This window comes from Pseudomonas sp. SMV71 (assembly GCF_052042015.1).
In the GTDB taxonomy this organism is placed as follows: domain Bacteria; phylum Pseudomonadota; class Gammaproteobacteria; order Pseudomonadales; family Pseudomonadaceae; genus Aquipseudomonas.
Map to the genome: position 1 here is coordinate 168175 of NZ_JBKGGU010000002.1, position 22493 is coordinate 190667.

Genomic DNA, 22493 nt, shown 5'->3' on the forward strand with positions numbered 1-22493 from the left:
CGCAGGATGCCCCGATGAGGAGCACCCGCCAATCATACTAAGGTGTCGTACGCGCAGTTCAGTGTAGCGGCACCGGCGCCGGCAAAGCGGCGCGCTCGGCCGGCAGACTAACACCTACGTACAATGGAGCCGGTGCCGGGCTTTTTGCTGAGATGAAGTTTCCTTCCACTCATCAAGGTAATGCCTCCATGTCGACTCCGACCGCACCCCAGAACGTGCTCTACACCGCAAATGTCCAGACCACCGGCGGACGGGATGGCCGGGCGCGCAGCGATGACGGGCGCCTGGACCTCAAGCTTTCAAGCCCTGGCTCATCCGGCGCCGGTACCAACCCCGAGCAGCTGTTCGCCGCCGGCTGGTCCGCCTGTTTCGAAGGCGCGATGCAGTTGGCGGCGCGACGGCTGAAAATCAAGCTGCCAGAGACTGTCGCCATCGATGCGCAGGTGGACCTGTGCCTGGCTGAGGGCGACTACTTTCTCCAGGCGCGCCTGAAAGTCAGTGTCCCTGGCCTTGACCGTGAGTCGGCCCAGGCGCTGGTCGACGCCGCGCACCAGACCTGCCCGTATTCCAAGCTGTCGCGCAACAACATCCACGTCGAAATCACCCTGGCCTGATCGGCCGGACCGGGTGGCGTCCAGGGCGTGAGCCATTGACGTCGCCCGGTACACAACAGGAGCAAACCATGAACAAGCTGACGACAGCTGCCGGCGCACCGGTGGTCGATAACAACAACGTACAGACAGCCGGTCCGAGGGGGCCGATGCTTTTGCAGGACGTGTGGCTCCTGGAGAAACTCGCACACTTTGACCGCGAGGTGATCCCCGAACGCCGCATGCATGCCAAAGGCTCCGGTGCGTTCGGCACCTTCACCGTGACCCATGACATCACTCGCTATTGCAAGGCGAGCCTGTTCTCAAGCATCGGCAAGACCACCGATGTGTTTGTCCGTTTCTCTACCGTGGCCGGCGAACGCGGCGCCGCCGATGCCGAGCGCGACATTCGTGGGTTCGCTATCAAGTTCTACACCGAGCAAGGCAACTGGGACCTGGTAGGCAACAATACCCCGGTGTTCTTCTTGCGCGACCCGCTGAAATTCCCGGACCTCAACCATGCGGTCAAACGCGACCCCCGCACCAACATGCGCAGTGCCCGCAACAACTGGGACTTCTGGACCCTGCTGCCCGAAGCCTTGCACCAAGTGACGATTGTCATGAGCGACCGTGGCCTGCCGCAGTCCTACCGGCACATGCACGGTTTCGGCAGCCACACCTTCAGCTTCATCAGCCCGGCCAACGAGCGTTTCTGGGTGAAATTCACCTGGAAGAGCCAGCAAGGCATCGCCAACCTGACCGACGCCCAGGCCGCCGCGCTGGTGGGTGAAGATCGCGAAAGCGCCCAGCGCGATCTCTACACCAGCATCGAGCAAGGCCAGTTTCCCCGCTGGAAGCTCTGCGTCCAGATCATGCCGGAGGCTGACGCCGGCATGTACCCGATCAATCCGTTCGACCTGACCAAAGTCTGGCCCCACGCGGATTACCCACTGATGGAGATCGGCACGCTGGAACTCAATCGCAACCCGGACAATTACTTTGCTGACGTGGAACAGGCTGCCTTCAACCCGGCCAACGTCGTGCCCGGCATCGGCTTCTCTCCGGACAAAATGCTCCAGGCGCGGCTGTTTTCCTACGGTGATGCACAGCGCTATCGGGTTGGCGTCAATCACCACCAGATCCCGGTGAACGCCCCCCGATGCCCGGTCAACAGCTATCACCGTGACGGCGTCATGCGCACTGACGCCAACGCCGGCAGTACCATCGGCTATGAACCCAACAGCCAAGGGCAATGGCAGGAGCAACCGGACTTCCGTGAACCGCCACTGGCCCTGTATGGCAGTGCCGCACACTGGAATCACCGGGAAGACACAGACTATTTTTCCCAGCCCGGCGCCCTTTTCCGGCTGATGAGCCCGGAACAGAAACAAGCCTTGTTCGACAACACCGCCCGTTCGATCCAGGGCGCTTCGGCCGAGGCCAAACAGCGCCACATCCAACACTGCCTCCAGGCTGACCCGGCGTATGGCCTGGGCGTGGCGCAGGCCATCGAGGCACTGGGCTGAAACGTCCCCCACAGCTCCCACGGGTTTCAATGTCGCCACAAATCCGAGGCCCGACAAAGATGCACCGGGGGAGCGAGGCGCTTGCAAAGGAATCAGGCCAGGTAGCCGCCATCCACGGTCAGGCTCGCGCCGGTGACGAACGAGGCATCGGCGCTGGCCAGGAAGGCGACCATACTAGCGATTTCATCCGGCGCGCCCAGACGCCCCAGGGGCACCAGTCCGATCACTTTGTCCAGGTACGGTGCATCCGCCGGGTTCATGTCGGTAGCGGTCGGGCCGGGCTGGATGTTATTCACGGTGATGCCCCGTGGCGCCAGGTCCAGGGCCAGGCCGCGGACCATGCCAATCAGCGCCGACTTGGTCATCGAATAGGCGCTGGAGCCCGCGAAACCGGTGCGCTCACCCACAACGCTGCCGACCATGATGATCCGGTCATCCTGGGTCATGACCTTGGCGCAGGCCTGTGCGGCAACGTAGGCAGCGCGCACGTTGACGGCATACATTTCATCAAGGGACTCGACACTGAACGCATCGACCGATCCTTGCCGAAGGATACCGGCATTGTTCACCAGGATATTCAACGCGCCGAAGTGCGCCACGGTGCTGGAAACCGCCCGCTGCACGTCACCGGCGAATTTGCTGTCGGCCTTGATTGCCAGAGCCCTGCCGCCCTCCCCCTGAATGTTGGCGACCAGCGCCTGGGCCTGCGCCTCGGCGGCTGAATAAGTAAACGCCACCGCCGCACCCTCCTTCGCCAGCCGGCGGACCACCGCGGCGCCTATCCCCCTCGACCCTCCGGTGACCAGGGCGACCCTGCCGGTAAACCGTTGCGATGTAATGTTCATGTTCAACTCCCGTAAAGGGTCACAGCGATCCCCGTGACGAGGGCACATGCTCGGGCTAGAGCGGGTTGGGTGGCTCCAGCACGAACCGCGATCTCGCCACGGGATGGGTCTACTTGGCCGTTGCAGCGGTTTCAATCAACCGGGCCACCGGCTCTGGGTTGGAAACCATCACCACGTGCGAAGCCCCCTTGACCACCTTCACGGCCTTGGCATCGGCGCGCTTGGCCATGAATGCCATGGCTTGCGGTGGGATGTTCTTGTCCTTGTCGCCATAGATGTACCAGGACGGAATCTGCTTCCAGGCCGGTGGGCCCGACGGTTCGTTCAGCGCGGCGTCGGTGACTGGACGCTGGGTCGCTGACATCAGCGCCGCCTGGCCGGCCGGGACATCGGCTGCGAACTGGTCATGGAACTTGTCCTGCTGGATGTACAGATCCTTGCCGCCATCGGGCAGTGCCACAGGCGCGGCCAGGGTCGGGCCCAGGGTGCTGCCGGGGAACTTGCCGGCGAGCCCGGCGACGGTTTCGCCCGCCTCCGGTGCGAAGGCACTGACATAGACCAGCGCCTTGACGTTGGCATGGTCATTGGCCGCTTCGCTGATCACGTTGCCGCCATAGGAATGCCCCACTAGCACCACGGGCGCCTTGATGCTGCTCAGCAACGCGGAAACCGCCGCACCGTCGCTTTTCACGCTGCGCAATGGGTTGGCGGCTGCGATGACCGTGTAGCCGTCCCGCTCGAGAATCCTGGCGACGCCGTTCCAGCTTGAAGCGTCGGCAAAAGCGCCGTGCACCAGCACGACGGTGGGTTTGACGGGTTGTGCATAGGCGCCGGCAGCGATGAACAGGCCGGCGCTGCACGCCAAGGCGAGAAAGACTTTTTTCATGGGTGACTCCTTGATTGAATGGCTTTGCAGCGGCTCAGGGGGCATAGCGGGTAAAGACAAAGTCATGGTTCTGGACCCGCGCCTGGTGACAGGCGAAACAGGTCTGGTGCTGGGCTTCATCGGCGGGCTTACCGTTGATGAAGCGCCCGAATCCCCAACCGCCAGTGGCGGCATATCGCTTGGAGTCCTTGACCATTACCTGCACGGTGGTCGCCGCGCCGGGGATCGACGCCGGCTCGAACTCCGGCGACTGGACGTGCTTCCAGGCCAGCTTGACCAGCACCGTGCCGTCCGGGAACGGCAGCGTTGCGTCCTGATAGGCCTTGATCGCCTTCGCGTTGCCCAGCACTGCACGCAGCTCATTGAGTGGCTCGGCCTCCTGGGCCGGGCCGACCAGTTGCCAGGCGCGATACCCGTCGGGGATCTTCACCCCGTAGATCGGTGAAGCCTCACCACTGCCCGCCTCGCCGAGGGCCGCGCCGGTCGCGGCCAGCGCAGCCGAGGCAAGGGCAGCACAGGCTGCCAGTCGCTTGAATGTCATGTCGTTCTCCCTACGAGCCGTGGTCAGAGGTGGTCGGCATCGATCACGGCCTGGGCGAAGGCTTGGGGAGCCTCCTGTGGCAGGTCGTGGCCGATACCCCCGTCGATCAGGCGATGCTCGTACTTGCCGGTGAAGCGTTTGGCATAGGCTTCGGCCGGCGGATGCGGGGCACCATTGGCGTCGCCCTCCATGGTGATGGTCGGCACGCTGATGGCCGGGAATGTCGCCAGTTTTTTCTCCAGCGCGTCGTACTTGGCTTCGCCCTTGACCAGGCCCAGGCGCCAGCGGTAGTTGTAAATCGAAACGGCGACGTGATCGGGGTTCTGCAGGGCCGCAGCGCTGCGCTCATAAGTCGCGTCGTCGAACTTCCATTTCGGCGACGCCAGTTGCCAGATCAGCTTGGCGAAATCGTGGGTGTTTTTCTCGTAGCCCAGGCGACCGCGTTCTGTCGCGAAGTAGAACTGATACCACCACTGCAATTCGGCGGCCGGTGGCAGTGGCGCCTTGCCGGCCTCCTGGCTGCCGATCAGGTAGCCACTGACCGCCACCAGCGCCTTGACGCGCTCCGGCCAGAGAGCCGCAACGATATCGGCGGTGCGTGCGCCCCAGTCATAGCCACCGAGCACCGCCTGTTTGATATGCAACGCGTCCATGAAATCGATCAGGTCGCTCGCCAGCGCTGAAGGCTGGCCGTTGCGCAGGGTCTTGGCAGACAGGAAGCGCGTTTCGCCATACCCGCGGGCAGACGGGATCAATACCCGGTAGCCCTTCTCGGCCAGTGCCGGTGCGACGTCGGCGTAGCTGTGGATGTCATAGGGCCAACCGTGCAGCAGGATCACCACCGGCCCATCGGCTGGGCCAAGTTCGGCATAAGACACATCCAGCAGCCCCGCCTTGACGTGTTTCAACGTGCCCAGGGAGGTATGACTGCCGGGCGTGATAGCGCTGATGGTGCTCGCTGGCACCTCGGCGGCGCTGGCCTGGGACGAGGCGAGCCCCAGCGCGCCCAGCTGCATCATGGCGAACACCAGGATCGAGGGGGCCAGCAGACGGCGCTGGCGCGGTGCGGTGTGTTGTTTCGAGAGGGTCATGTCCATGGGGATCTCCTTGCGAACAGCGGGTACGCGACTCCGGGGGCGGAGCCGCCTGGAGGGTTTAACGGTTGGTTTGCGCAACGCTGTCTTCTGCCGCCGCGCGCAATGGGCGGAAGGCCTCGCGCAACTCTTCACTGAACAACTGAGGCTGTTCCCAGGCGGCAAAGTGGCCGCCCTTGCTGACCTCGCGGAAATAGGCCAGCGACGGATACGCCCGCTTTGCCCAGGTTTCAGGGGCACGATAGATCTCGTGAGGGAACACGGTGATTGCCACCGGGACTTTGATGTCCGCGGTCTTCTGCGCCGCAGCGCTGAAGTTATTGTTGTTGTTCTCCCAGTAGAAACGGGAGGACGACGCGCCGGTGTCGGTCAGCCAGTACAGGCTGATGTCGTCGAGCATTTCATCACGGCTGAGCACCCGCTCGGGTTTGCCGTCGCTGTCGGTCCAAGCGGCGAATTTCTCGTACATCCACGCCGCCGTGCCGGACGGTGAGTCGGCCAGCAGGTAGCCGATGGTCTGTGGGCGCGTCACCATCATCGCGCCGTAGGCAGCATTGCGACCGAAGAACGTGCTCAGCGAGTCATAGGCCCTGCGCTCCGGAGCGCTCAACCCGGCGGGCGCCGGGTCACCGCTGTTGATCGGTTTGACCAGCTCCGGCGGAACGGTGGCCGGCATGTTCAGGTGGATGCCCAGCAAGCCCGGCGGCGACAGTCGGCCCAGGGCATCGGAAATCACCGAACCGTGGTCACCGCCCTGGGACACGTAGTGGTTGTAGCCCAGGCGCTTCATCAACACATCCCAGGCTTTCGCCACCCGATCAGGCCCCCAGCCCAGTTCCGTCGGTTTTCCCGAAAAACCGTGGCCCGGAATCGATGGGATCACCACGTCGAAAGCGTCTTCGGCACGTCCGCCGTATGCGGTCGGGTCAGTCAACGGACCGATGGTCTTGAGGAATTCGAACTGCGACCCCGGCCAGCCGTGGGTCAGGATTAACGGCATCGCGTTGGGGTGGCGCGAACGCACATGGATGAACTGGATGTCGACGCCGTCGATGGTGGTAATGAACTCGGGCAAGGCGTTGAGCCTGGCCTCGGCCTTGCGCCAGTCGTAGCCATCGCCCCAGTACTTCACCAGCGCTTGCACCTGGGCCAACTGGACGCCTTGGGACACGTCGCTGACCGTCTCCTTGTCAGGCCAACGGCTGGCGGCGATGCGCTTGCGCATCTCGGTCAGTTTCGCCTCGTCAACGTGAATGTGATACGGGCGGATGGCGTCGGATTGGCTCGGTGCGCTGGCGCCTGACGGTTCTGCCGAGGTAGCGGCCCAGGCACCGCCGCTGGCGGCCGACAGGGCGAGGGTCAACAGGCTGATGCTGGCGGAGCGCGCCAGGCAACGTGGCCAGGCAATAGCGGACGAAGTGACAAGCATGGTGAAACTCCTTGAGTGAATAGCCCTTGGGGCTGGCGATCGTTGCCGGAGCGATCATGGGCCGCAGCACGCCTCGTTCAGATGCGTCGCCGCGACTCAGGCAGGCTGATCAAACCACCGCGATTGCGCAGCGACGATTGCACCAAGGTGTCGATCGATACCTTGGTATCGGCGACCGCAAAGTGCGGCCGCTCAAGCGCCTCTGAAGGGCCCGGGCGTCAATTGCCCTGGTCGCAGTCCTGAGCGAAGGTGCTGTAGTCAAGCGCCTGGATACGACCGCTGGAGTCCAGGTAGGTCATGCGCGATTCGACGATCCCGCAGCCCGAGGACGCCGCTTGCTTGACCGACAGCACCTTGGCGATGTCCAGGTGGTCGCCGTACATGTAGGCGTGGGGTTTGACGGCGTCCTGGGCATTGGCGGCGACAGCGCCGAGGCTCAGGATGGCGAATACTGAAGCGAGGCTGAGGTTCTTCCAGTTCATGACGATCTCTCCGATGTAGGGTTTCCTGTGAGACGGCTTGTGCTGTCTCGATGGGTCCCATTTGACGCCAGTCGGGTATCGCCGATGTGTCACCGATGGTCTGTAAAGAAACAGCGCGTATCGGCGGGTGGGTTGGATACACAGAGATACATTTGCAATGCTTCGCTTGGTTCCCTTGCGCCTGAGCAGGCGTTCAGCGATTGCACGATCAGGCAATCATCCACCCGGATCGTGCAATCGGCCCTACGGATTTGTTCCTATAGTTAACCGGAGCCAAACCATCCGGAGCTGGTCCGACTATGAGCGTCCTGAACATCAATGGCCGTGAGTACACCGTTGACATAGACCCTGGCACCCCGATTCTCTGGACCCTGCGCGACACGCTGGGCATGACCGGCACCAAGTTCGGTTGCGGCGCGGCGTTGTGCGGAGCCTGCACCGTTCACCTGGATGGCCAGGCCATCCGTTCCTGCGTAACCCCCATCGCAGCCGCCGAAGGCAAGAAGATCACCACCATAGAGGCGGCCACCCAGGGCGACGATCCGGTGGGCAGCGCCGTCTACGAGGCCTGGGTCAAGCACGACGTGGCGCAATGCGGCTATTGCCAGAGTGGCCAGATCATGAGCGCGACCGCTTTCCTCAAGGCCCAGCCCAAAGGAAAGCAACCCACCGCGGCCGAGATCGATTCGGCCATGGCCGGCAACATCTGCCGTTGCGGCACTTACGCCCGTATCCGCGCTGCGGTGGCTGACGCCGCCAAAGCCCTGGCCTGACCGGAGTTCGACATGTTGAACGATATCTTCCAGAGCGAGCTTCCCGGTGCGTTGCAATACATGCACGAACGCGATGCGCTCGACGGCCCCGCCACGCTTGCCCGGCGCAGCTTCCTCAAGATCGTCGGTATCGGCGGCCTGGCCCTGGGTGCATTTCCTCACCTGGCCCTGGCGCAACAGGACGACACTGTCGGCGCCTCGCTCAAGCCGCAGCAGCAGCCTTCTGCATTCGTGCAGATTGCGCCAGACGGCCAGATCACAGTGACAATCAACCGGTTGGAGTTCGGCCAGGGCGTGCAGACCGGCCTGCCCATGATTCTCGCCGAAGAACTCGACGCCGACTGGAGCCTGGTACGCAGCCGCAACGGCAACAGCGACGCGGCCTATCAGGACCCGGTTTTCGGCCTGCACCTGACTGGCGGCTCCAGCTCGATCAAGAACAGTTATGTCCAATACCGCGAACTCGGCGCCCGCGCGCGCGCCATGCTGCTTGCGGCGGCGGCCTCGCGGTGGAACGTGGAAGTCACAAGCCTGAGCACTCAGGCCGGTACGGTACTCGGCCCGGCAGGCCGCAAAGCCAGTTACGGGGAACTGGCCGAAGCTGCGATGGCCCTGCCCGTCCCGCAGACGGTCACGCTCAAGGACCCCAAGGATTTTCGCATCATCGGTCAGGCCACCACCCGCATCGATGCCAAAGCCAAGAGCAGCGGCCAGCAGGATTTCGGCATCGACGTACACCTGCCCGGGCAACTGACCGCCGTGGTGGCCCGTCCACCGGTGTTTGGCGGCAAGATCGGCTCATTGGATGACAGCGCGGCACGGGCGACCAAAGGGGTCAAGGCCGTCTTGCGGGTGCCGCTCGATGGCGGTGCGCAAGGCGTGGCGGTGATTGCCGAGGGCTACTGGCAGGCGAAACTGGCGCGTGATGCGTTGAAGCTGGAATGGGACCTTTCCGCTGTCGAGAAGGTGGACAGCGAACAGCAAGTGCTCCAGTACCGGGAGCTGGCCAGCCAGCCTGGACCGGTGCATTTCGATGCCGACATGACGCCACTGGCCGGGGCGCCGCATCGACTGGAGGCAGAGTTCCTGTTCCCCTACCTCGCCCATGCCCCCATGGAACCGCTGAACTGTACCGTACAGGTTGCCGACGGACGCGCCGAGCTGTGGGTCGGCACGCAGTTCCCTGGCGGGGACAGTGTCGTCGCTGCCAAAGTGCTGGATCTCAAGCCGGAGCAGATCCGGATGAACGTGCAAACGGCAGGCGGAGGCTTCGGGCGGCGCGGTGTGCCCAGTGGCGACTTTGTCGCGCTGGCGTGCGAAGTGGCCAAGGCCGCCCGCGGCGTCGGGCTGACCGCACCGATACGCACGCTCTGGAGCCGTGAAGACGACATCAAGGGCGGCTATTACCGTCCCATGCACCTGCACCATGCGCGTATCGGCTTTGACGACAACGGCACGGTGCTGGCCTGGGATCATGCTCTGGTCGGGCAATCGATCCTGACCGACACGCTGTTCGGCGCACGGGTGAAAAACGGCATCGACCCCACCGCGACCGAAGGCATGCGCGATCCTTACCCGGTGCCGATGCGCCTGACGGTCCATCACCCGAAACTCAATGTACCGATACTGTGGTGGCGCAGCGTCGGCTCTACCCATACCGCGTTCGTGATGGAAACGTTGATCGATGAAATCGCCCGAGCCACCGCACAGGACCCGGTGGCTTACCGGATGAAGCTGTTCGCCGATCAACGTCCGCGCCATCGGGCTGCGCTGCAACTGGCCGTCGACAAAAGCGAGTACGGCAAACGTCAGTTGCCGGCGGGACGCGCCTGGGGCGTCGCGGTCCATGAGTCATTCAGCTCGGTGGTGGCCTACGTCGTGGAGGCCTCGGTGCAGGAAGGACGGCCGGTGCTGCATCAGGTGACCGCCGGGGTGCATTGCAATCTGGTGGTCAACCCGCGCAGCGTCGAGGCCCAGGTGCAAGGCGCCGCGCTCATGGGCCTGTCGATGTGTCTGCCCGGTGGAGCAATCACGCTCAAGGAGGGCGTGGTGCAGCAGAGTAATTTTGCTGACTTCAGTGTTCCGCGCATCAGCGACATGCCGCAAATCAGCGTGCATATCGTACCCAGCGCCGAACCGCCCACCGGCATGGGAGAGCCCGGCCTGCCGGCGCTGGCTCCCGCGTTCGCGAACGCCATCGCGAGCCTGACGGGCAAACCGATACGTCAGTTGCCGTTCAAGCTGGCGTAGCGGGCGCTGGTCAGCGTTGCAACTTGCTTTATCATGACGGCCATCTCACTACGCGACCTGATGGAACCATCATGACATTCGATTTCGACACGGTACTGGAACGCCACGGCACCGGCAGCACCAAGTGGAGCCGCTATCCGGCGGATGTGTTGCCGATGTGGGTGGCCGACATGGATTTCCCTGCCCCGCCGGCGGTGATCGATGCGCTGCACAAGCGCCTTGAACACCCGATGCTCGGTTATAGCGTGGCCCAGGACAACTTGCGGGCCGCGGTGGTGGCCGACCTGTGGGACAAGTACGCCTGGCGCGTCGAGCCACAGCAGATCGTGTTCCTTCCGGGTGTGGAACCGGGTTTCAACATGGCGCTGCACGCGCTGGTGGAGCCGGATCAGAATGTGGTGGTGCAAGTGCCGAACTACCCGCCGCTGCGCAATGCACCGGGTCACTGGAAACTGAACAAGGTCGAGCTGCCGTTCGACCCGGTCGATGGCCAGTTCCACACGCCCCTGGCCACCTTGCGCGATGCGTTGCAAGGCGGTGGCGCGCTGTTGCTGAGCAACCCTCACAATCCGCTGGGCAAGGTGTTCGATCGGGACGAGCTGCAGGCCGTGGCCGACATCTGCCTGGAACAGGATGCCTGGATCATCTCCGACGAGATCCACGCCGAGCTGTGCTTCGATGGCCGCGTGCACATTCCCACCGCGTCCCTGAGCCCGGAAATCGCCGAGCGCACGATCACACTCATGTCGGCCAGTAAGGCCTTCAACATCGCGGGGTTGAAAACTTCGTTCGCCATCATCCAGAACGCTAAAGTGCGCGAGCGGGTCAACAACGCCCGCGCCGGCATGGTCGACAGTGTCAATGCCCTGGGCCTTGAAGCGACCCGCGCCGCCTACAGCGAAGCCGGCCCATGGCTGCAAGCCCTGAAAACCTACCTGCAGGCCAACCGCGATTACCTGGTCGACGCCGTGAAGACGCGCTTGCCTGGCATCACCATGACCGTACCCCAGGGCACTTACCTGGCGTGGCTGGACTGCTCGGCATTGGGACTGGACGACCCACAAGGGTTCTTCCTGAAGCAAGCCAAGGTCGGCCTCAGCGCCGGGCTGGATTTCGGCGACGACGCCGCCCAGTTCGTGCGCCTGAACTTCGGCTGCCCACGCAGCCTGCTGGAAGAAGGCATCGCACGCATGGAGCGCAGCCTGAAGGCCCGCCGCTAACTTCCCGACACCTTGGCCCCGTGGCGAGGGAGCTTGCTCCCGCTGGGGCACGAAGCGGCCCCGAAGGACTGTATCAGGTAGAACAAGGGGGCTGCTTTGCAGCCCAGCGGGAGCAAGCTCCCTCGCCACGGGGAATCCGGGTGTTGAATATTTTTTGCCCACCACGCTCATCCATCACGCCAGACATTCAACCGAACTCTCCCGCAAACCCCATAGTCCACCCTCCATCGCATTCACAAACTGCATGGAGATCCATCATGGTCGACTACCCTACCCCACCGTTCCCGAAACAGAGCCAGCCGGTGCCCGGCACGCAGCGCAAGATGGACCCGTATCCCGATTGCGGCGAGCAGAGCTATACCGGATCCGGGCGCCTGGCGAACAAAATCGCGCTGATCACCGGCGCTGACAGCGGTATCGGTCGAGCCGTAGCGATTGCCTTCGCCCGTGAAGGCGCCGACGTCGCGATTTCCTACCTGGACGAACACGACGACGCCCGAGAAACCGCCCGCTGGGTCGAGCAGGCCGGTCGACAGTGCCTGTTGCTGCCGGGAGACCTGGCGGACAAGGCCCAGTGCTACAAGATCGTCGACGAAACCGTGGCGCGCTTTGGCCGCATCGACGTGCTGGTCAACAATGCCGCGTTCCAGATGACTCACGAAAACCTCGAAGACATCCCCGACGAAGAATGGGTGCGCACCTTCGATATCAACATCACCTCGATGTTCCGGATCTGCCAGGCCGCCGTACCGCACATGAAGGCCGGCGGCTCGATCATCAACACCAGCTCGGTCAACTCGGACATGCCCAAGCCAACCCTGCTGGCCTACGCCACCACCAAGGGCGCCATCGCCAACTTCACCGGCGGCCTGGCGCAGATGCTCGGCCCCAAGGGCATCCGCGTGAACAGCGTTGCGCCTGGACCGATCTGGACGCCGCTGATCGTCGCCACCATGCCCGAGGAAGAAGTACAGAACTTCGGCTCCCAGACCCCCTTGGGCCGCCCCGGCCAGCCGGTGGAAGTCGCACCGATCTACGTGCTGCTGGCGTCCGATGAGTCCAGCTACATCTCCGGCTCGCGCTATGGCATCACCGGCGGCAAACCCATCCTCTAGCTCCCCACAATTCCCGTGGCGAGACAGCTTGCTCCCGCTGGGCTGCGCAGCAGACCTCGTGTCTGACTGCCGGCCCTTGGGCCAAACGAGTTCCAACCTGAAACCGGATTGCCCCTGCGACCGCTATCGCGAGCAGGCTCGCTCCCACAGTTGGAGTGGGGTATGCCGCGAGAGATAGGTTGGCTGTCAGGCCGTCTTCGCGAGCAAGCCCGCTCCCACAGGATTCAGGTACAGCCGGAAAAGCCAAGCCGACCGTCAGGCCGCCTCGCTTTGGCTTTTGCTCTGGCTTTTGCTCTGGCTTTTGCTCTGGCTTTTGCTCTGGCTTTTGCTCTGGCTTTTGCTCTGGCTTTTGCTCTGGCTTTTGCTCTGGCTTCTGCTCTGGCTTTTGCTCTGGCTTCTGCTCTGGCTTTTGCTCTGGCTTTTGATCTTGGACGCCCCATCAACCACAAGGGCCGAACGCAGGCATTGCGCAGTGGGCATCCCGGCATGGATGCCGGGATAGCCGCGCAGGGCCATGGATGCCCATCGCGGCGGGCCCACGGAGCAATGCCGGAGTGAGGGAACACCGAGCCTTGGCGAGGTGCCCAGTGGTGGGGCGAGGCGCTTTTGGTTACTTTTGGCGCCCTTTCAAAAGTAACCCGCCGTAAAGGCGGAACCGTAAGAAGCCATTACCGCAGCAACGGATATGCACACGAAAATCCAGGTCGACACTAGGCCGCCATCGCGAGCAACCTCGCTCCCACAACGATCTAAACAACCGATCAAGAGGACTCCTTGGCAATCACCGAAATCTTCCCATTACGCTCAATAATCGCAAACTTGATCTGCTCCAGCGTCTCAATCCCCTGGCTCGAACGAGCCGCTTCCATGATGTCCGCCTCCACCAACCGCGCATGCCGCATCCGCCCCTGCAAAATCCGCCCATTCTCGACAATGACGGTCGGCCCGCCATCGATCAGCTGCGACACCCATCTGGAACGCTGTTTAAGCAACGACAGCCCCACATCGATGGCAATCAGCGTGACAATCACCATCAGCGAATTGGTCAACGAAAAATCGTCCCCCAGCAGGGCCTGCTGGGTGGCCTCGCCGATGATCATCAGCAAGACGAAATCGAACGTGGTGAGTTCCGCCAACGAACGACGCCCGGCGATCTTGAACAGCACCATCAACGCCAGGTATATCGCGGCGGCCCGCAGCACCGAATCCATAGGTCACCTAAGGAAAAATGAATTGATCGAAAGTGACTGCCGCGCCACCGGGCATGGCAATCCGGCTGTGGTAAGTCCCCAGGCCTTCGCTGAGCAGGGACAGATAGAGACTCGCCTCGCCCTGGGCGTCGGTCTGGACCCAGAATTTCAAGCCCTGCCCCGCGCTGGCCGAGCGCGTAGGCTGGGGCTGCACCGCTTGCACGTCAAAACCCTCCAGCCAGTCTCCACCCAGCTCCACCTCCAGTAGCGCATTGGGTTGGCCTTTCAAACGAACAAGCATGGGATTGGTCGAGCCGCTGCGATGAAACCGTTCATACTCGACGCTCAACCGCCCGTCGCTGCTGTGTAGGTCTCGGCTGCTCAAAGGGCCGTGGGAAAACAACCCCAGCAAGGTGAGGATCACCAGCAATACCAGTGCATACCAGCCCACCCGCTCGAATCGCCAGACCTTGAGCTGGTAAGCCATGTCCTCGCGTACCGGAAACACGCGGTCGTGCAGATCGTCCGGTCTGCTGCCTTCACTCATGGCTCGCTCCCTAACGGCATTCACCCGCCAGGGCGCGCTGGTGAAAATGCCGCAACTGCATCAGTGCGTGTTCGCTGGCGCTGCGCTGCACCTGGTTGCGACTGCCGAAAAAGCGCTCCCGACGGCTGAACAGCGCGCGCCTGCCATTGATATCGAATGCCCAGGCAAAACATACGGTGCCGGCGGGAATTCCGTCCATGTCATCCGGTCCCAGGATTCCGGTGGTGGCCACCGCCACGTTGGCATCGGCATCGTGCAAGGCGCCCAGCGCCATTTCCTCGGCCACCTGGCGACTGGTGAGGTTGAACGTATCGATGGTCTGCGGGCTCACTCCCAGCAGCCGTTGCTTGGCCTCGGGGGAATACACCACATACCCGCTTTCGATCAGCGAACCACTGCCCGGCACCTCGGCCAGCAGCGTGACAATTTGCCCGGCGGTGCAGGACTCCGCCGTGGTCAGGCGCAGCTCATGCTCGCGCAAATATTCAACCAGGGATTGGGCAACAGTCATGGCAACAAGTCCTTCAGGGATGCTGATGGGTTGACCCTTGGCGCGGCGAATCATTCCCTCTGATCGCCCTGCGGGCCGCGGCTCCCAGAAAAATGAAACCCCTGGCCGATCCCGCACCTCAAAACCATAAGGGCCTCATGCGGAGGCTGTCTCGATCAGGAGGTCGTCATGTCTGCATCCTTCGTCAAACTGTTCACCAACCCCGAGTTCGCCTGGAAGGACATCCGCGAACAGGAACAGGCGCACCCGCGCCACTACCTTGGCCATCTGCTGTTGTTGGCGCTGATCCCGGCGGTCTGCCTGTTCATCGGCGTGACGTGGACCGGTTGGAGCCTGGCGGAAAACGAAACGGTCCGACTCAACAGCGCCAGTGCGTTGCAACTGTGCGTGTTGCTGTACCTGACCATCGTCGTCGGCATCGTGCTCATGGGGCTGTTCATTCGCTGGATGTCCCGCACCTTCGATGCGCGGCCTTCGGTCAACCAGTGCATCGGTTTCGCCGCCTATACCGCTACCCCCTACTTCCTGGCCGGTGTGTTCGGGGTCTATCCCAACCGTTGGCTGGCGGTCATCGTGCTACTGGCGGCGTCGGCCTATTCGACTTTCCTGCTGTTCGTCGGCCTGCCCAAGTTCATGAACCTCAAGAAGGAACAGGGCTTGCTGTATTCGGCCAGCGTCTGGGGTGTGGGCCTACTGGTGCTGGTGACCATTCTGGTGGAAATGATCCTGCTATGGTTCAACGTCCTGCAGCCCGAATACCTGCGGGTCCCCGTGGGCTGATAGTGCGAGAGACGGCCTGAATGGCATAGAACCCGTGGCGAGGGAGCTTGCTCCCGCTGGGCCGGGCTGGCGCTCCGGCGCGAAGCGGCCCCCTCGCAAACTTGACACAGTTCACCCTGGCCCACTGCAGTATCCGGCCTGATGGGGCTGCTGCGCAGCCCAGCGGGAGCAAGCTCCCTCGCCACAAAAGCATAAGCGCCTTGTCAGTCCAGCTTCTGGAAAGCCCCTCGCCACAGGTTTACTCAACACCTCAGGATTTTTTCATCCCAATCCGCCGGCGCATCTCGGCAGTGATGCTTTGTCGGGTTTTCTTCAGATCAGCCCAAGGTTCATGGCCGACTTCCGCCAGGCGCTCGTGGACGTTGTGCACATTCCACAGGTTGGCGCCTTTAAGCTCAGCCACCTCCTCGCGAAAAATCGGCACCGAGACCGGCAGCCCTTCGCGGGTGCGTGCGGCGTAGGCGCAAATGGTGGTCGCGCCAAGGCCATTGCGCAGGTAATCGATGAAGATCCGCCCTACCCGGTTCTTCGGTCCCGACACCGCCGAGAAACGGTCCGGCAGCAGCTTGGCGATATGACTGACGATGGCATGGCTGAAATCCTTGACCTCATCCCAACCCAGCTTGCGCGTCAGCGGCACCACGATGTGGATGCCCTTGCCGCCGCTGGTCTTGAGAAACGCCTTGAGCCCCAGCTCGTCCAGCACGGTCAGGGTCAGTTGCGTGGCCTCGACCATGCTTTTCCATGGCAGCGCCGGGTCCGGGTCGAGGTCGAGTACGAAACGGTCGGGTTTTTCCAGGTCCACGGTCGTAGCGTTCCAGGTGTGCAACTCCACCGTGCTCATCTGCACCGCGCCGATCAGCGCTTCAGGATTGTTGATGATCATCACCGGATGGCCGGTGACTGACTTGTCCAGGCTGGTGATGCCGGGGATCGCCAGGCGCTCGGCGTTCTTCTGGAAGAACAACTCCCCGGCAATCCCGTCCGGCGCCCGGACCAACGCCACCGGGCGGTCGGCCAGCTGCGGCAGGATGAATTCGGCGACGCTGGCGTAGTACTCCGCCAGTTGCAGCTTGGTCGTACCGCTGCTGGCGTCGATCACCCGCTCCGGATGGGTGATGCGCACCTTGCCCTCCATGGCCTGCGCTGGGGCGGCCTTGGCTTTCGCCTTGGTTTTGGGCTTGGCATGTTCGGGGGCGGGCTCTTTCTGTGCAGTTTTTTTTGCAGCCGTGGGCTTCTTCACGGGTTTCGCCAGCTCCTCAGTGATGTCTTTGGCAGGTTTGTCATTGCGCAGGCCATGAAACACCGCGTGGCGCACCGAGCCTTCCTTGGTCATTTCAGCGAACGCCACCTCGGCCAGCAGGGTCGGCTCAAGCCAGTGCACGCCTTTGGCCTCATAACCCGTGGGCGGATTAACCACCGCGGCCTTCTTGGTTTCCAGTGGCAAGAGTTGCTGGTAGATGCTTTTGAGCGTTGCTTCATTGAAACCGGTGCCGACCTTGCCGGCGTAGCGCAACTCACCGCTGTCAGCGTCATGCAAGCCCAGTAGCAAGGCACCGAATGCACTGCGAGCGCCCTTGGGTTCGCTGAAGCCCACCACCACGAATTCCTGGCGTCGCTTGCACTTGAGTTTGATCCAGTCATTGCTGCGCCGGGATACATAGGCACTGCCCACCCGTTTGCCGATCAGCCCTTCCATCTGCATCTGGCAGGCGCTGTTGAGCAAGGCCTCGGGGGTTTCCTCGAACGAGTCGGAGAACCGTAACAGCGGGTCCTCGTTGTCCTTGAGCACGGCCGCCAGCGCAGTCCGCCGCTCTTCGACCGGCACTTTGCGCAGGTCCATGCCGTTGAGGTACGGCAAGTCGAACAGGTAATAAGCGATCTTGCCACTGCTCCCGGCATCAAAGGCGTTTTGCAGGGCCTGAAAGTCCGGCACGCCCTGCTCGTTGGCGACCACCATCTCCCCATCGAGCCAGGCCGACTCCAGGCCCAGCGCCGCCAGGGCTTCGGCTTGCTTGGGCAGTTTGTGCGTCCAGTCGTGGCCATTGCGGGTGGTCAGCCGCACCTCACCGTTGTCGATGCGCGCCATGACCCGATACCCGTCGAACTTGATTTCGTACAGCCATTCGCCGTCGGGAGCGCTGTCCACCAGGGTCGCCAGTTCCGGCTTGAGGGTTTCCGGAAGCGGCCCCGGTGCCGCGCCGCTAAGCGTGGCTTTGGTGGATTTTCTGGCCGCCTTGGGTTTGGCGGCTTTTTCCGGTTGCTTCACGGCTTTGGCGGCAGCGGTCTTGCCCCGCCGCTTGGGCACGAGGGTGCGGTCGCTGAGCACGCTGTCCGGCTCGGCCTGCACCACGTCGTATTCACTCTCGGGCCGGGCCGCCTCGTCCTGATGCTTGATCAGAAACCACTGCTCCTGCTTGCCCGGCATATGAGTGCGCACCAGGTTCCACAGACCAGCGAGCTTTTCGCCTTGCAGCTCGAACTTGAGCCGGCCTTTTTCATAGGCTTCGTGCGGGTCGCCCTGAGGAATCCACACGCCCCGGTCCCAGACGATCACGTCTCCCGCGCCATAATGGCCTTCGGGGATACTGCCTTCAAACGTCGCATAATCCAGTGGATGGTCTTCGACATGCACCGCCAGGCGCTTGGACTTGGGGTCCAGGGACGGTCCCTTGGGCACCGCCCAGCTCTTGAGCGCACCGTCCAGCTCCAGGCGAAAGTCGTAGTGCAGGCGCGTGGCGTCGTGCTTCTGGATACAGAACTGCAAGGCGTGGGCGGTTTTTTTCGATTGGCGCGCACGCTTGGCCGCAGGCTCCGGAGTGGCGGCGAAATCGCGCATGCGGTTGTAGTCATCAAGGGTCTTGCTGGTCATTCTCCACCTGCGGCTTTTTGCAGCGTCGGCGGGGCCACCGGCATCCCGGCGGTTTCCGACAACAGTTGATCGACGACCCGGCTCAACGCTTCTTCGGTGGAATCGCCCAGCAGCAGGCCTTGTTCGTAGACGACTACTTGCCGATCAGCGCTGCTGCCTTCCTGGACAATCCGCCGTGCTTGCCGGAACACTTCCGGTACGCCCAGCTCGGCAGCAGTGTCGCCGAAAGTTTCTTCTGCCAACGTGAGCCACTCACCGATCAGCAACGGTTGCTCCTGCCCTTCGTCGATGAACTCGGCGAGGATCCCGTGGCGCTTGGCACGCCAGCGGTTTTCCTTGAGGATCCAGTAAGACATCGGGCTGTACCGTGAGCCGGGCTGAGGCTGGGCAATCGCATGGGCGACCATCACCCGAAACAGCGAGACCAGGCACAACGCGTCTTCCACCCGTGGGCAGGCGTCGCAGATGCGCAGTTCCAACGTCGGATAGCGCGACGATGGCCGCAGCACCCACCAGCAGTCGCTGGCCTGGCGAATGGCGCCGGTGCGGCTGAGCATGTCGATGTAACGGGAAAACGCCGCCTCGTCCTCGAAGAACTCTGGGACGCCCATGCGCGGCCATTCATCGCAAGCGGTCTGGCGGTAACTGCTGAAGCCGCTGTACGCGCCATTCCAGAACGGTGACGAGGCGCTCAACGCCAGCAGCATCGGCAGCCAGGGCAACACCTCGTTCATGACCCGGACCCGATCCCGGTCCACCGGCACCTCGACGTGTACGTGCAGGCCCGACAGCACACTGCGCCGCGCCACCCGTTGGTAATCATCGAACAACTGCTGGAAGTGCAACTCGTCGGTGGGCTGCAGGTCTGCGGTGGTCATGGGATGGGAGCCGGCGCAGAGCAACCCCAGGTCATGTTCCGCCAGGCACTTGGTCAGGCCGGTGCGCACCTGGGTCAGGTAATCGGCGGCCTCGGGCAGGCTGCGAAAGGTCGGCGATGCCATCTCGACCTGACACTGGAACATCTCATGGGCGAAATGCTTGCCCAGCTCGGCCTGGCACGCCGCGACAGCGGCCGCCGGTGGCTGGCCGGGCATGCGTCGGGTTTGCAGGTCGGTAATGAAATATTCCTCTTCAATGCCGAACTTCAGACGCCTGTTCATCGATATTCCCTCCGATACCCGCACCGATGCGGGTCACGACCAACGCCACCACGGCGATCCTTTCCACGTCCTGGTAACCCGGTGTCAGCAGTTCCTCGCCGAACACATCCGGGTCCAATTCCTTGTAGGTCCAACCGAAATCCGCCGAGTCGCGCCAGGTGCCCAGCGCTTCCAGGAACGGATCGCGGCCATCGACCATCGCCACGCCGGTATAGAGCACCAACGAGCCACCGGGCGTCAGCCGGGGCAAGGCCTGTTCGACGATGCGCAACGACAGCCCGGCCCCCAACGCGCCGCCGCCGTGGCGGTAGGCGCGCTCGGAGGGGTCGGCCATGTACGGCGGGTTGGCGACGATCAGGTCGAAATTGCCCTGTACATCCTTGAGTACATCGCTGTGGGCGATCTCGACGTTGGCCACTTCGGCCAGCGCAGCATTGACCGCTGTCAGCCGCAGGGCCAGCGGGTTGATGTCCAGGGCCAGGACCTGGGCTTCACGACGGGCGCGGGCAATCACGATGGCCCCGACGCCGGCCCCGCAGCCGATGTCCACGGCGCGATGCACCGCCGTGAAGTTCTGTTGCAAGTGACTATGGATCAGTTGAGCAAAGCGGTAGCTGTCGGGGCCGAAAAACACCGCGTCGCTGGCTTGGGTAGGAAATTGCGAATGGGCAAACAGCAGGCCGTCCAGGCTCGACCAGCGCACCCGACTGCGCAGCAGCCCGGCGCACTCTTGCAGCACATCGGCCGCCTGCAATTGCCGCTGCTCATCCGCCGAGATCAAGCCTGGCGCGAAGGGACGCGACCAGCCGAACACGTCCCGCAGGGTCTTGGAGCGTTCATTGCCGGGCCGCTGGTTGACCCGCTCGTGGGTCAAGGGCGTCGGGGTAATAAATCGATAACCGTCGGCTTGCAGCCGCCGGCCCAATTGCAACAGCGCCAGGTCGGACTCGGACAGGCGTTCTTCCTCACTCATGCAAAGCTCCTAGCGCAGTACGGATTTGAGTTCGATGAATCGACGCGTCGCCAGCAGCCCGGCCGGATGACTATGGCAACGGGCGGACAACCACGGCATCAGGGTCTGCATCTGCTCATCTGGGGCCTGGCCGCGCAAAGTCTGTTCAAGGGCCAGGACGTCCGGATCTTCCACGCCGACTTGTGACTCACACGCCGCGCCCAGGCTGCGCCGTGGCGCCCTGCGCGAGCCCTGCTTGAGCCAGTCGCCGGCAATCCAGTCGTGCAGCAATTGTTTTTCATAGGGGCTGAACACCCCGAACATCGCGGCGCCGGCGCCTTCGATCAGGGTCCAGAAGCGGCTGTTCTGCGGGTCTTCATGCCGCTTGATCCAGCCCTTGTTCTGCATCGCCGTGAGGAACCCTTCCAGTTGGCCCGGTGCCGAAAGCCACTCATTGACGGTCTTGCCTTCGAACTTGCAGTAGTCCGAATGCATGTGCTGGCCGAACGGGCGCTTGCGTTCGAGCATGTCCAGCACTTCACGGTCCAGGTCGAACGCTTCGATGATCGCCCGGCTGCCCTGTCCCAGGTCGTTGAGGCGATAGCCCAGGGTGACCCGCCGCCAGAACGCCTCGCGGTCGGCTTCCATCGGCAGCAGTTGCATCAAGGCTTGCACCGCTTTTTGAGCGTGGCCGGTGCTGGCGTTGTCGATGGTCACGTGGAGGGTGAAATAGTACGGATCGATGTCCAGTTCGGCCAACTCGTAGGCGCTGATCAACAGGTGCAACGGCAGTTGTTCATAGCCCAGGTTGTAACCGATGACCTCGGGCAGGTATTCATCGCCGGCGTATCCCAGGGCCAGTTGCACAGTGCCTTGCAGGTAGCGCTCGTCGTCGATGTCCGGCATGTCTTGCAGACCGTGTTCAGCGAGCAGCTTGCGATAGATCACCACGTGATTCTGCGCCGGACTGCCATCGCCCAGCTCTTCGAGGTAGGTGCACAGCAGCCCTTCGAAACGGTGGTCGTGCCAGTGCTTGAGCACGCCATAGAGCCAGGCACCGTCCACCAGTTTGGTCGGCGCTACCGCCTGGAGGAAATACAGGGCGTGGGCTTTGTTGCTGAAAAATTCCCGAGGGCCGCCGCTTTTGCGCCGTTCGAGGTAGTCGGCATATTGCAGGGCGACGCCGGCACTGTGCTGCTCGACCCAGGCCTGCAGGGCCGTGGGGTCGTCTGGCGTTTCCTGGGGCAAGGCCGCTGCCTGTTCGAGGCATTGCTCCAGGAACGCCTGGGCGATGGATTGTCTGTCGGCATCGTCCGGGCCTTGCAGCAGCCGTTCGTAGCATTGGCGGACAGTCCCGCCAGCGGCGATGGGTTGCACGGTTGCGGGCCTGGATTGGAGGGGTGTCAGCGCAGTCATAAGGGCCTCTTGGGTTCTCGGCAGGACGCTGAATAGGCACGTCTCTATAGTTGGCAGAGCCTTTGAAGGGCAAAAAAATTCCCTTGGATTGTCTGACAGCCGGATAAACGGGATAGCGCTGTTTGCGAAGGAACCCTCGCTTCGCTTTGGGTCTCGAATGGTATAGCCCTCACCCCAGGCAAAACTGTTTTTTGTGGCAGGAGCGCCTTTGTGGCGAGGGAGCTTGCTCCCGCTGGGGTGCGAAGCAGCCCCAAGAAACTTGCGAGCGCTTCGCACTCGAGCGGGAGCAAGCTCCCTGCCACAAAAGCTCCTTT

The 22493-nt window shown here is 62.9% G+C and carries 21 protein-coding genes; 8 read left to right on the top strand and 13 right to left on the bottom strand.

Going from position 1 to position 22493, the window contains the following annotated elements; all coding sequences use genetic code 11:
* The first annotated feature begins 188 nt into the window (after nucleotides 1–188).
* Both ACLEJQ_RS02670 and ACLEJQ_RS02675 read left to right on the top strand, forming a co-directional pair.
* Nucleotides 189–614: an organic hydroperoxide resistance protein gene (locus tag ACLEJQ_RS02670; RefSeq protein WP_440791917.1), complete on the top strand. Its 426-nt coding sequence runs from the start codon at nucleotides 189–191 to the stop codon at nucleotides 612–614.
* A gap of 68 nt (nucleotides 615–682) precedes the next feature.
* Nucleotides 683–2116 (top strand): catalase, encoded by a 1434-nt coding sequence (locus ACLEJQ_RS02675; protein WP_440791919.1) that lies wholly within the window; start codon nucleotides 683–685, stop codon nucleotides 2114–2116.
* 92 nt (nucleotides 2117–2208) lie between these two features.
* Here ACLEJQ_RS02675 and ACLEJQ_RS02680 read toward each other — a convergent pair whose 3' ends face one another.
* From ACLEJQ_RS02680 to ACLEJQ_RS02705, 6 genes are all read right to left on the bottom strand, one after another.
* Nucleotides 2209–2961, bottom strand: coding sequence for an SDR family oxidoreductase (locus ACLEJQ_RS02680; RefSeq protein WP_440791921.1), 753 nt, complete (start codon nucleotides 2959–2961; stop codon nucleotides 2209–2211).
* A gap of 109 nt (nucleotides 2962–3070) precedes the next feature.
* A complete protein-coding gene (locus ACLEJQ_RS02685) occupies nucleotides 3071–3847 on the bottom strand; it encodes an alpha/beta fold hydrolase (RefSeq protein WP_440791923.1) in 777 nt (258 codons plus the stop codon).
* A gap of 34 nt (nucleotides 3848–3881) precedes the next feature.
* Nucleotides 3882–4388: a cytochrome P460 family protein gene (locus ACLEJQ_RS02690; protein ID WP_440791925.1), complete on the bottom strand. Its 507-nt coding sequence runs from the start codon at nucleotides 4386–4388 to the stop codon at nucleotides 3882–3884.
* A 23-nt stretch (nucleotides 4389–4411) separates the two neighbouring features.
* Nucleotides 4412–5485 (bottom strand): alpha/beta fold hydrolase, encoded by a 1074-nt coding sequence (locus tag ACLEJQ_RS02695; protein WP_440791927.1) that lies wholly within the window; start codon nucleotides 5483–5485, stop codon nucleotides 4412–4414.
* A gap of 58 nt (nucleotides 5486–5543) precedes the next feature.
* A complete protein-coding gene (locus tag ACLEJQ_RS02700; RefSeq protein WP_440791929.1) occupies nucleotides 5544–6911 on the bottom strand; it encodes an epoxide hydrolase family protein in 1368 nt (455 codons plus the stop codon).
* 218 nt (nucleotides 6912–7129) lie between these two features.
* Nucleotides 7130–7393: a DUF2790 domain-containing protein gene (locus tag ACLEJQ_RS02705; protein ID WP_440791931.1), complete on the bottom strand. Its 264-nt coding sequence runs from the start codon at nucleotides 7391–7393 to the stop codon at nucleotides 7130–7132.
* A gap of 299 nt (nucleotides 7394–7692) precedes the next feature.
* On the opposite strand from ACLEJQ_RS02705, the gene ACLEJQ_RS02710 reads away from it, so the two are divergent.
* The 5 genes from ACLEJQ_RS02710 to ACLEJQ_RS02730 all read left to right on the top strand — a co-directional run bounded on the left by ACLEJQ_RS02710 (nucleotide 7693) and on the right by ACLEJQ_RS02730 (nucleotide 13309).
* Nucleotides 7693–8166, top strand: coding sequence for a (2Fe-2S)-binding protein (locus tag ACLEJQ_RS02710; protein WP_440791932.1), 474 nt, complete (start codon nucleotides 7693–7695; stop codon nucleotides 8164–8166).
* Nucleotides 8167–8178: 12 nt separating this feature from the next.
* On the top strand, nucleotides 8179–10416 hold the full coding sequence (locus ACLEJQ_RS02715; protein ID WP_440791934.1) for a molybdopterin cofactor-binding domain-containing protein: 2238 nt from the start codon (nucleotides 8179–8181) through the stop codon (nucleotides 10414–10416).
* A gap of 71 nt (nucleotides 10417–10487) precedes the next feature.
* Nucleotides 10488–11636 (top strand): MalY/PatB family protein, encoded by a 1149-nt coding sequence (locus ACLEJQ_RS02720; protein WP_440791936.1) that lies wholly within the window; start codon nucleotides 10488–10490, stop codon nucleotides 11634–11636.
* Between the two features lie 257 nt (nucleotides 11637–11893).
* On the top strand, nucleotides 11894–12751 hold the full coding sequence (locus ACLEJQ_RS02725) for an SDR family oxidoreductase (RefSeq protein ID WP_440791938.1): 858 nt from the start codon (nucleotides 11894–11896) through the stop codon (nucleotides 12749–12751).
* Nucleotides 12752–13021: 270 nt separating this feature from the next.
* A complete protein-coding gene (locus ACLEJQ_RS02730) occupies nucleotides 13022–13309 on the top strand; it encodes a hypothetical protein (RefSeq protein ID WP_440792133.1) in 288 nt (95 codons plus the stop codon).
* Between the two features lie 203 nt (nucleotides 13310–13512).
* Here ACLEJQ_RS02730 and ACLEJQ_RS02735 read toward each other — a convergent pair whose 3' ends face one another.
* Genes ACLEJQ_RS02735 through ACLEJQ_RS02745 form a run of 3 tightly spaced genes read right to left on the bottom strand, consistent with a single transcriptional unit; the run spans nucleotide 13513 to nucleotide 14999 of the window.
* Nucleotides 13513–13962 (bottom strand): DUF421 domain-containing protein, encoded by a 450-nt coding sequence (locus tag ACLEJQ_RS02735; protein WP_440791940.1) that lies wholly within the window; start codon nucleotides 13960–13962, stop codon nucleotides 13513–13515.
* Between the two features lie 7 nt (nucleotides 13963–13969).
* On the bottom strand, nucleotides 13970–14488 hold the full coding sequence (locus ACLEJQ_RS02740; RefSeq protein ID WP_440791942.1) for a hypothetical protein: 519 nt from the start codon (nucleotides 14486–14488) through the stop codon (nucleotides 13970–13972).
* A gap of 10 nt (nucleotides 14489–14498) precedes the next feature.
* Nucleotides 14499–14999, bottom strand: coding sequence for a CinA family protein (locus ACLEJQ_RS02745; protein ID WP_440791944.1), 501 nt, complete (start codon nucleotides 14997–14999; stop codon nucleotides 14499–14501).
* 168 nt (nucleotides 15000–15167) lie between these two features.
* Here ACLEJQ_RS02745 and ACLEJQ_RS02750 point away from each other — a divergent pair, with 168 nt between their 5' ends.
* Nucleotides 15168–15779: a Yip1 family protein gene (locus ACLEJQ_RS02750; RefSeq protein ID WP_440791946.1), complete on the top strand. Its 612-nt coding sequence runs from the start codon at nucleotides 15168–15170 to the stop codon at nucleotides 15777–15779.
* Between the two features lie 250 nt (nucleotides 15780–16029).
* Here the strand turns inward: ACLEJQ_RS02750 and ligD are convergent, their stop codons facing one another.
* The 4 genes from ligD to ACLEJQ_RS02770 are packed head-to-tail and all read right to left on the bottom strand — an operon-like array spanning nucleotide 16030 to nucleotide 22179.
* Nucleotides 16030–18651: a DNA ligase D gene (gene ligD / locus ACLEJQ_RS02755; protein ID WP_440791948.1), complete on the bottom strand. Its 2622-nt coding sequence runs from the start codon at nucleotides 18649–18651 to the stop codon at nucleotides 16030–16032.
* Entirely contained in the window at nucleotides 18648–19811 is a 1164-nt protein-coding gene (locus tag ACLEJQ_RS02760) for a carboxylate-amine ligase (protein ID WP_440791950.1), read from the bottom strand. The genes ligD and ACLEJQ_RS02760 overlap by 4 nt, the downstream gene beginning before the upstream one ends.
* Complete coding sequence (locus ACLEJQ_RS02765; protein ID WP_440791952.1) at nucleotides 19783–20784, bottom strand: methyltransferase; 1002 nt, start codon at nucleotides 20782–20784, stop codon at nucleotides 19783–19785. The genes ACLEJQ_RS02760 and ACLEJQ_RS02765 overlap by 29 nt, the downstream gene beginning before the upstream one ends.
* 9 nt (nucleotides 20785–20793) lie before the next feature.
* Nucleotides 20794–22179 (bottom strand): iron-containing redox enzyme family protein, encoded by a 1386-nt coding sequence (locus ACLEJQ_RS02770; RefSeq protein WP_440791954.1) that lies wholly within the window; start codon nucleotides 22177–22179, stop codon nucleotides 20794–20796.
* Between the last annotated feature and the right edge of the window lie 314 nt (nucleotides 22180–22493).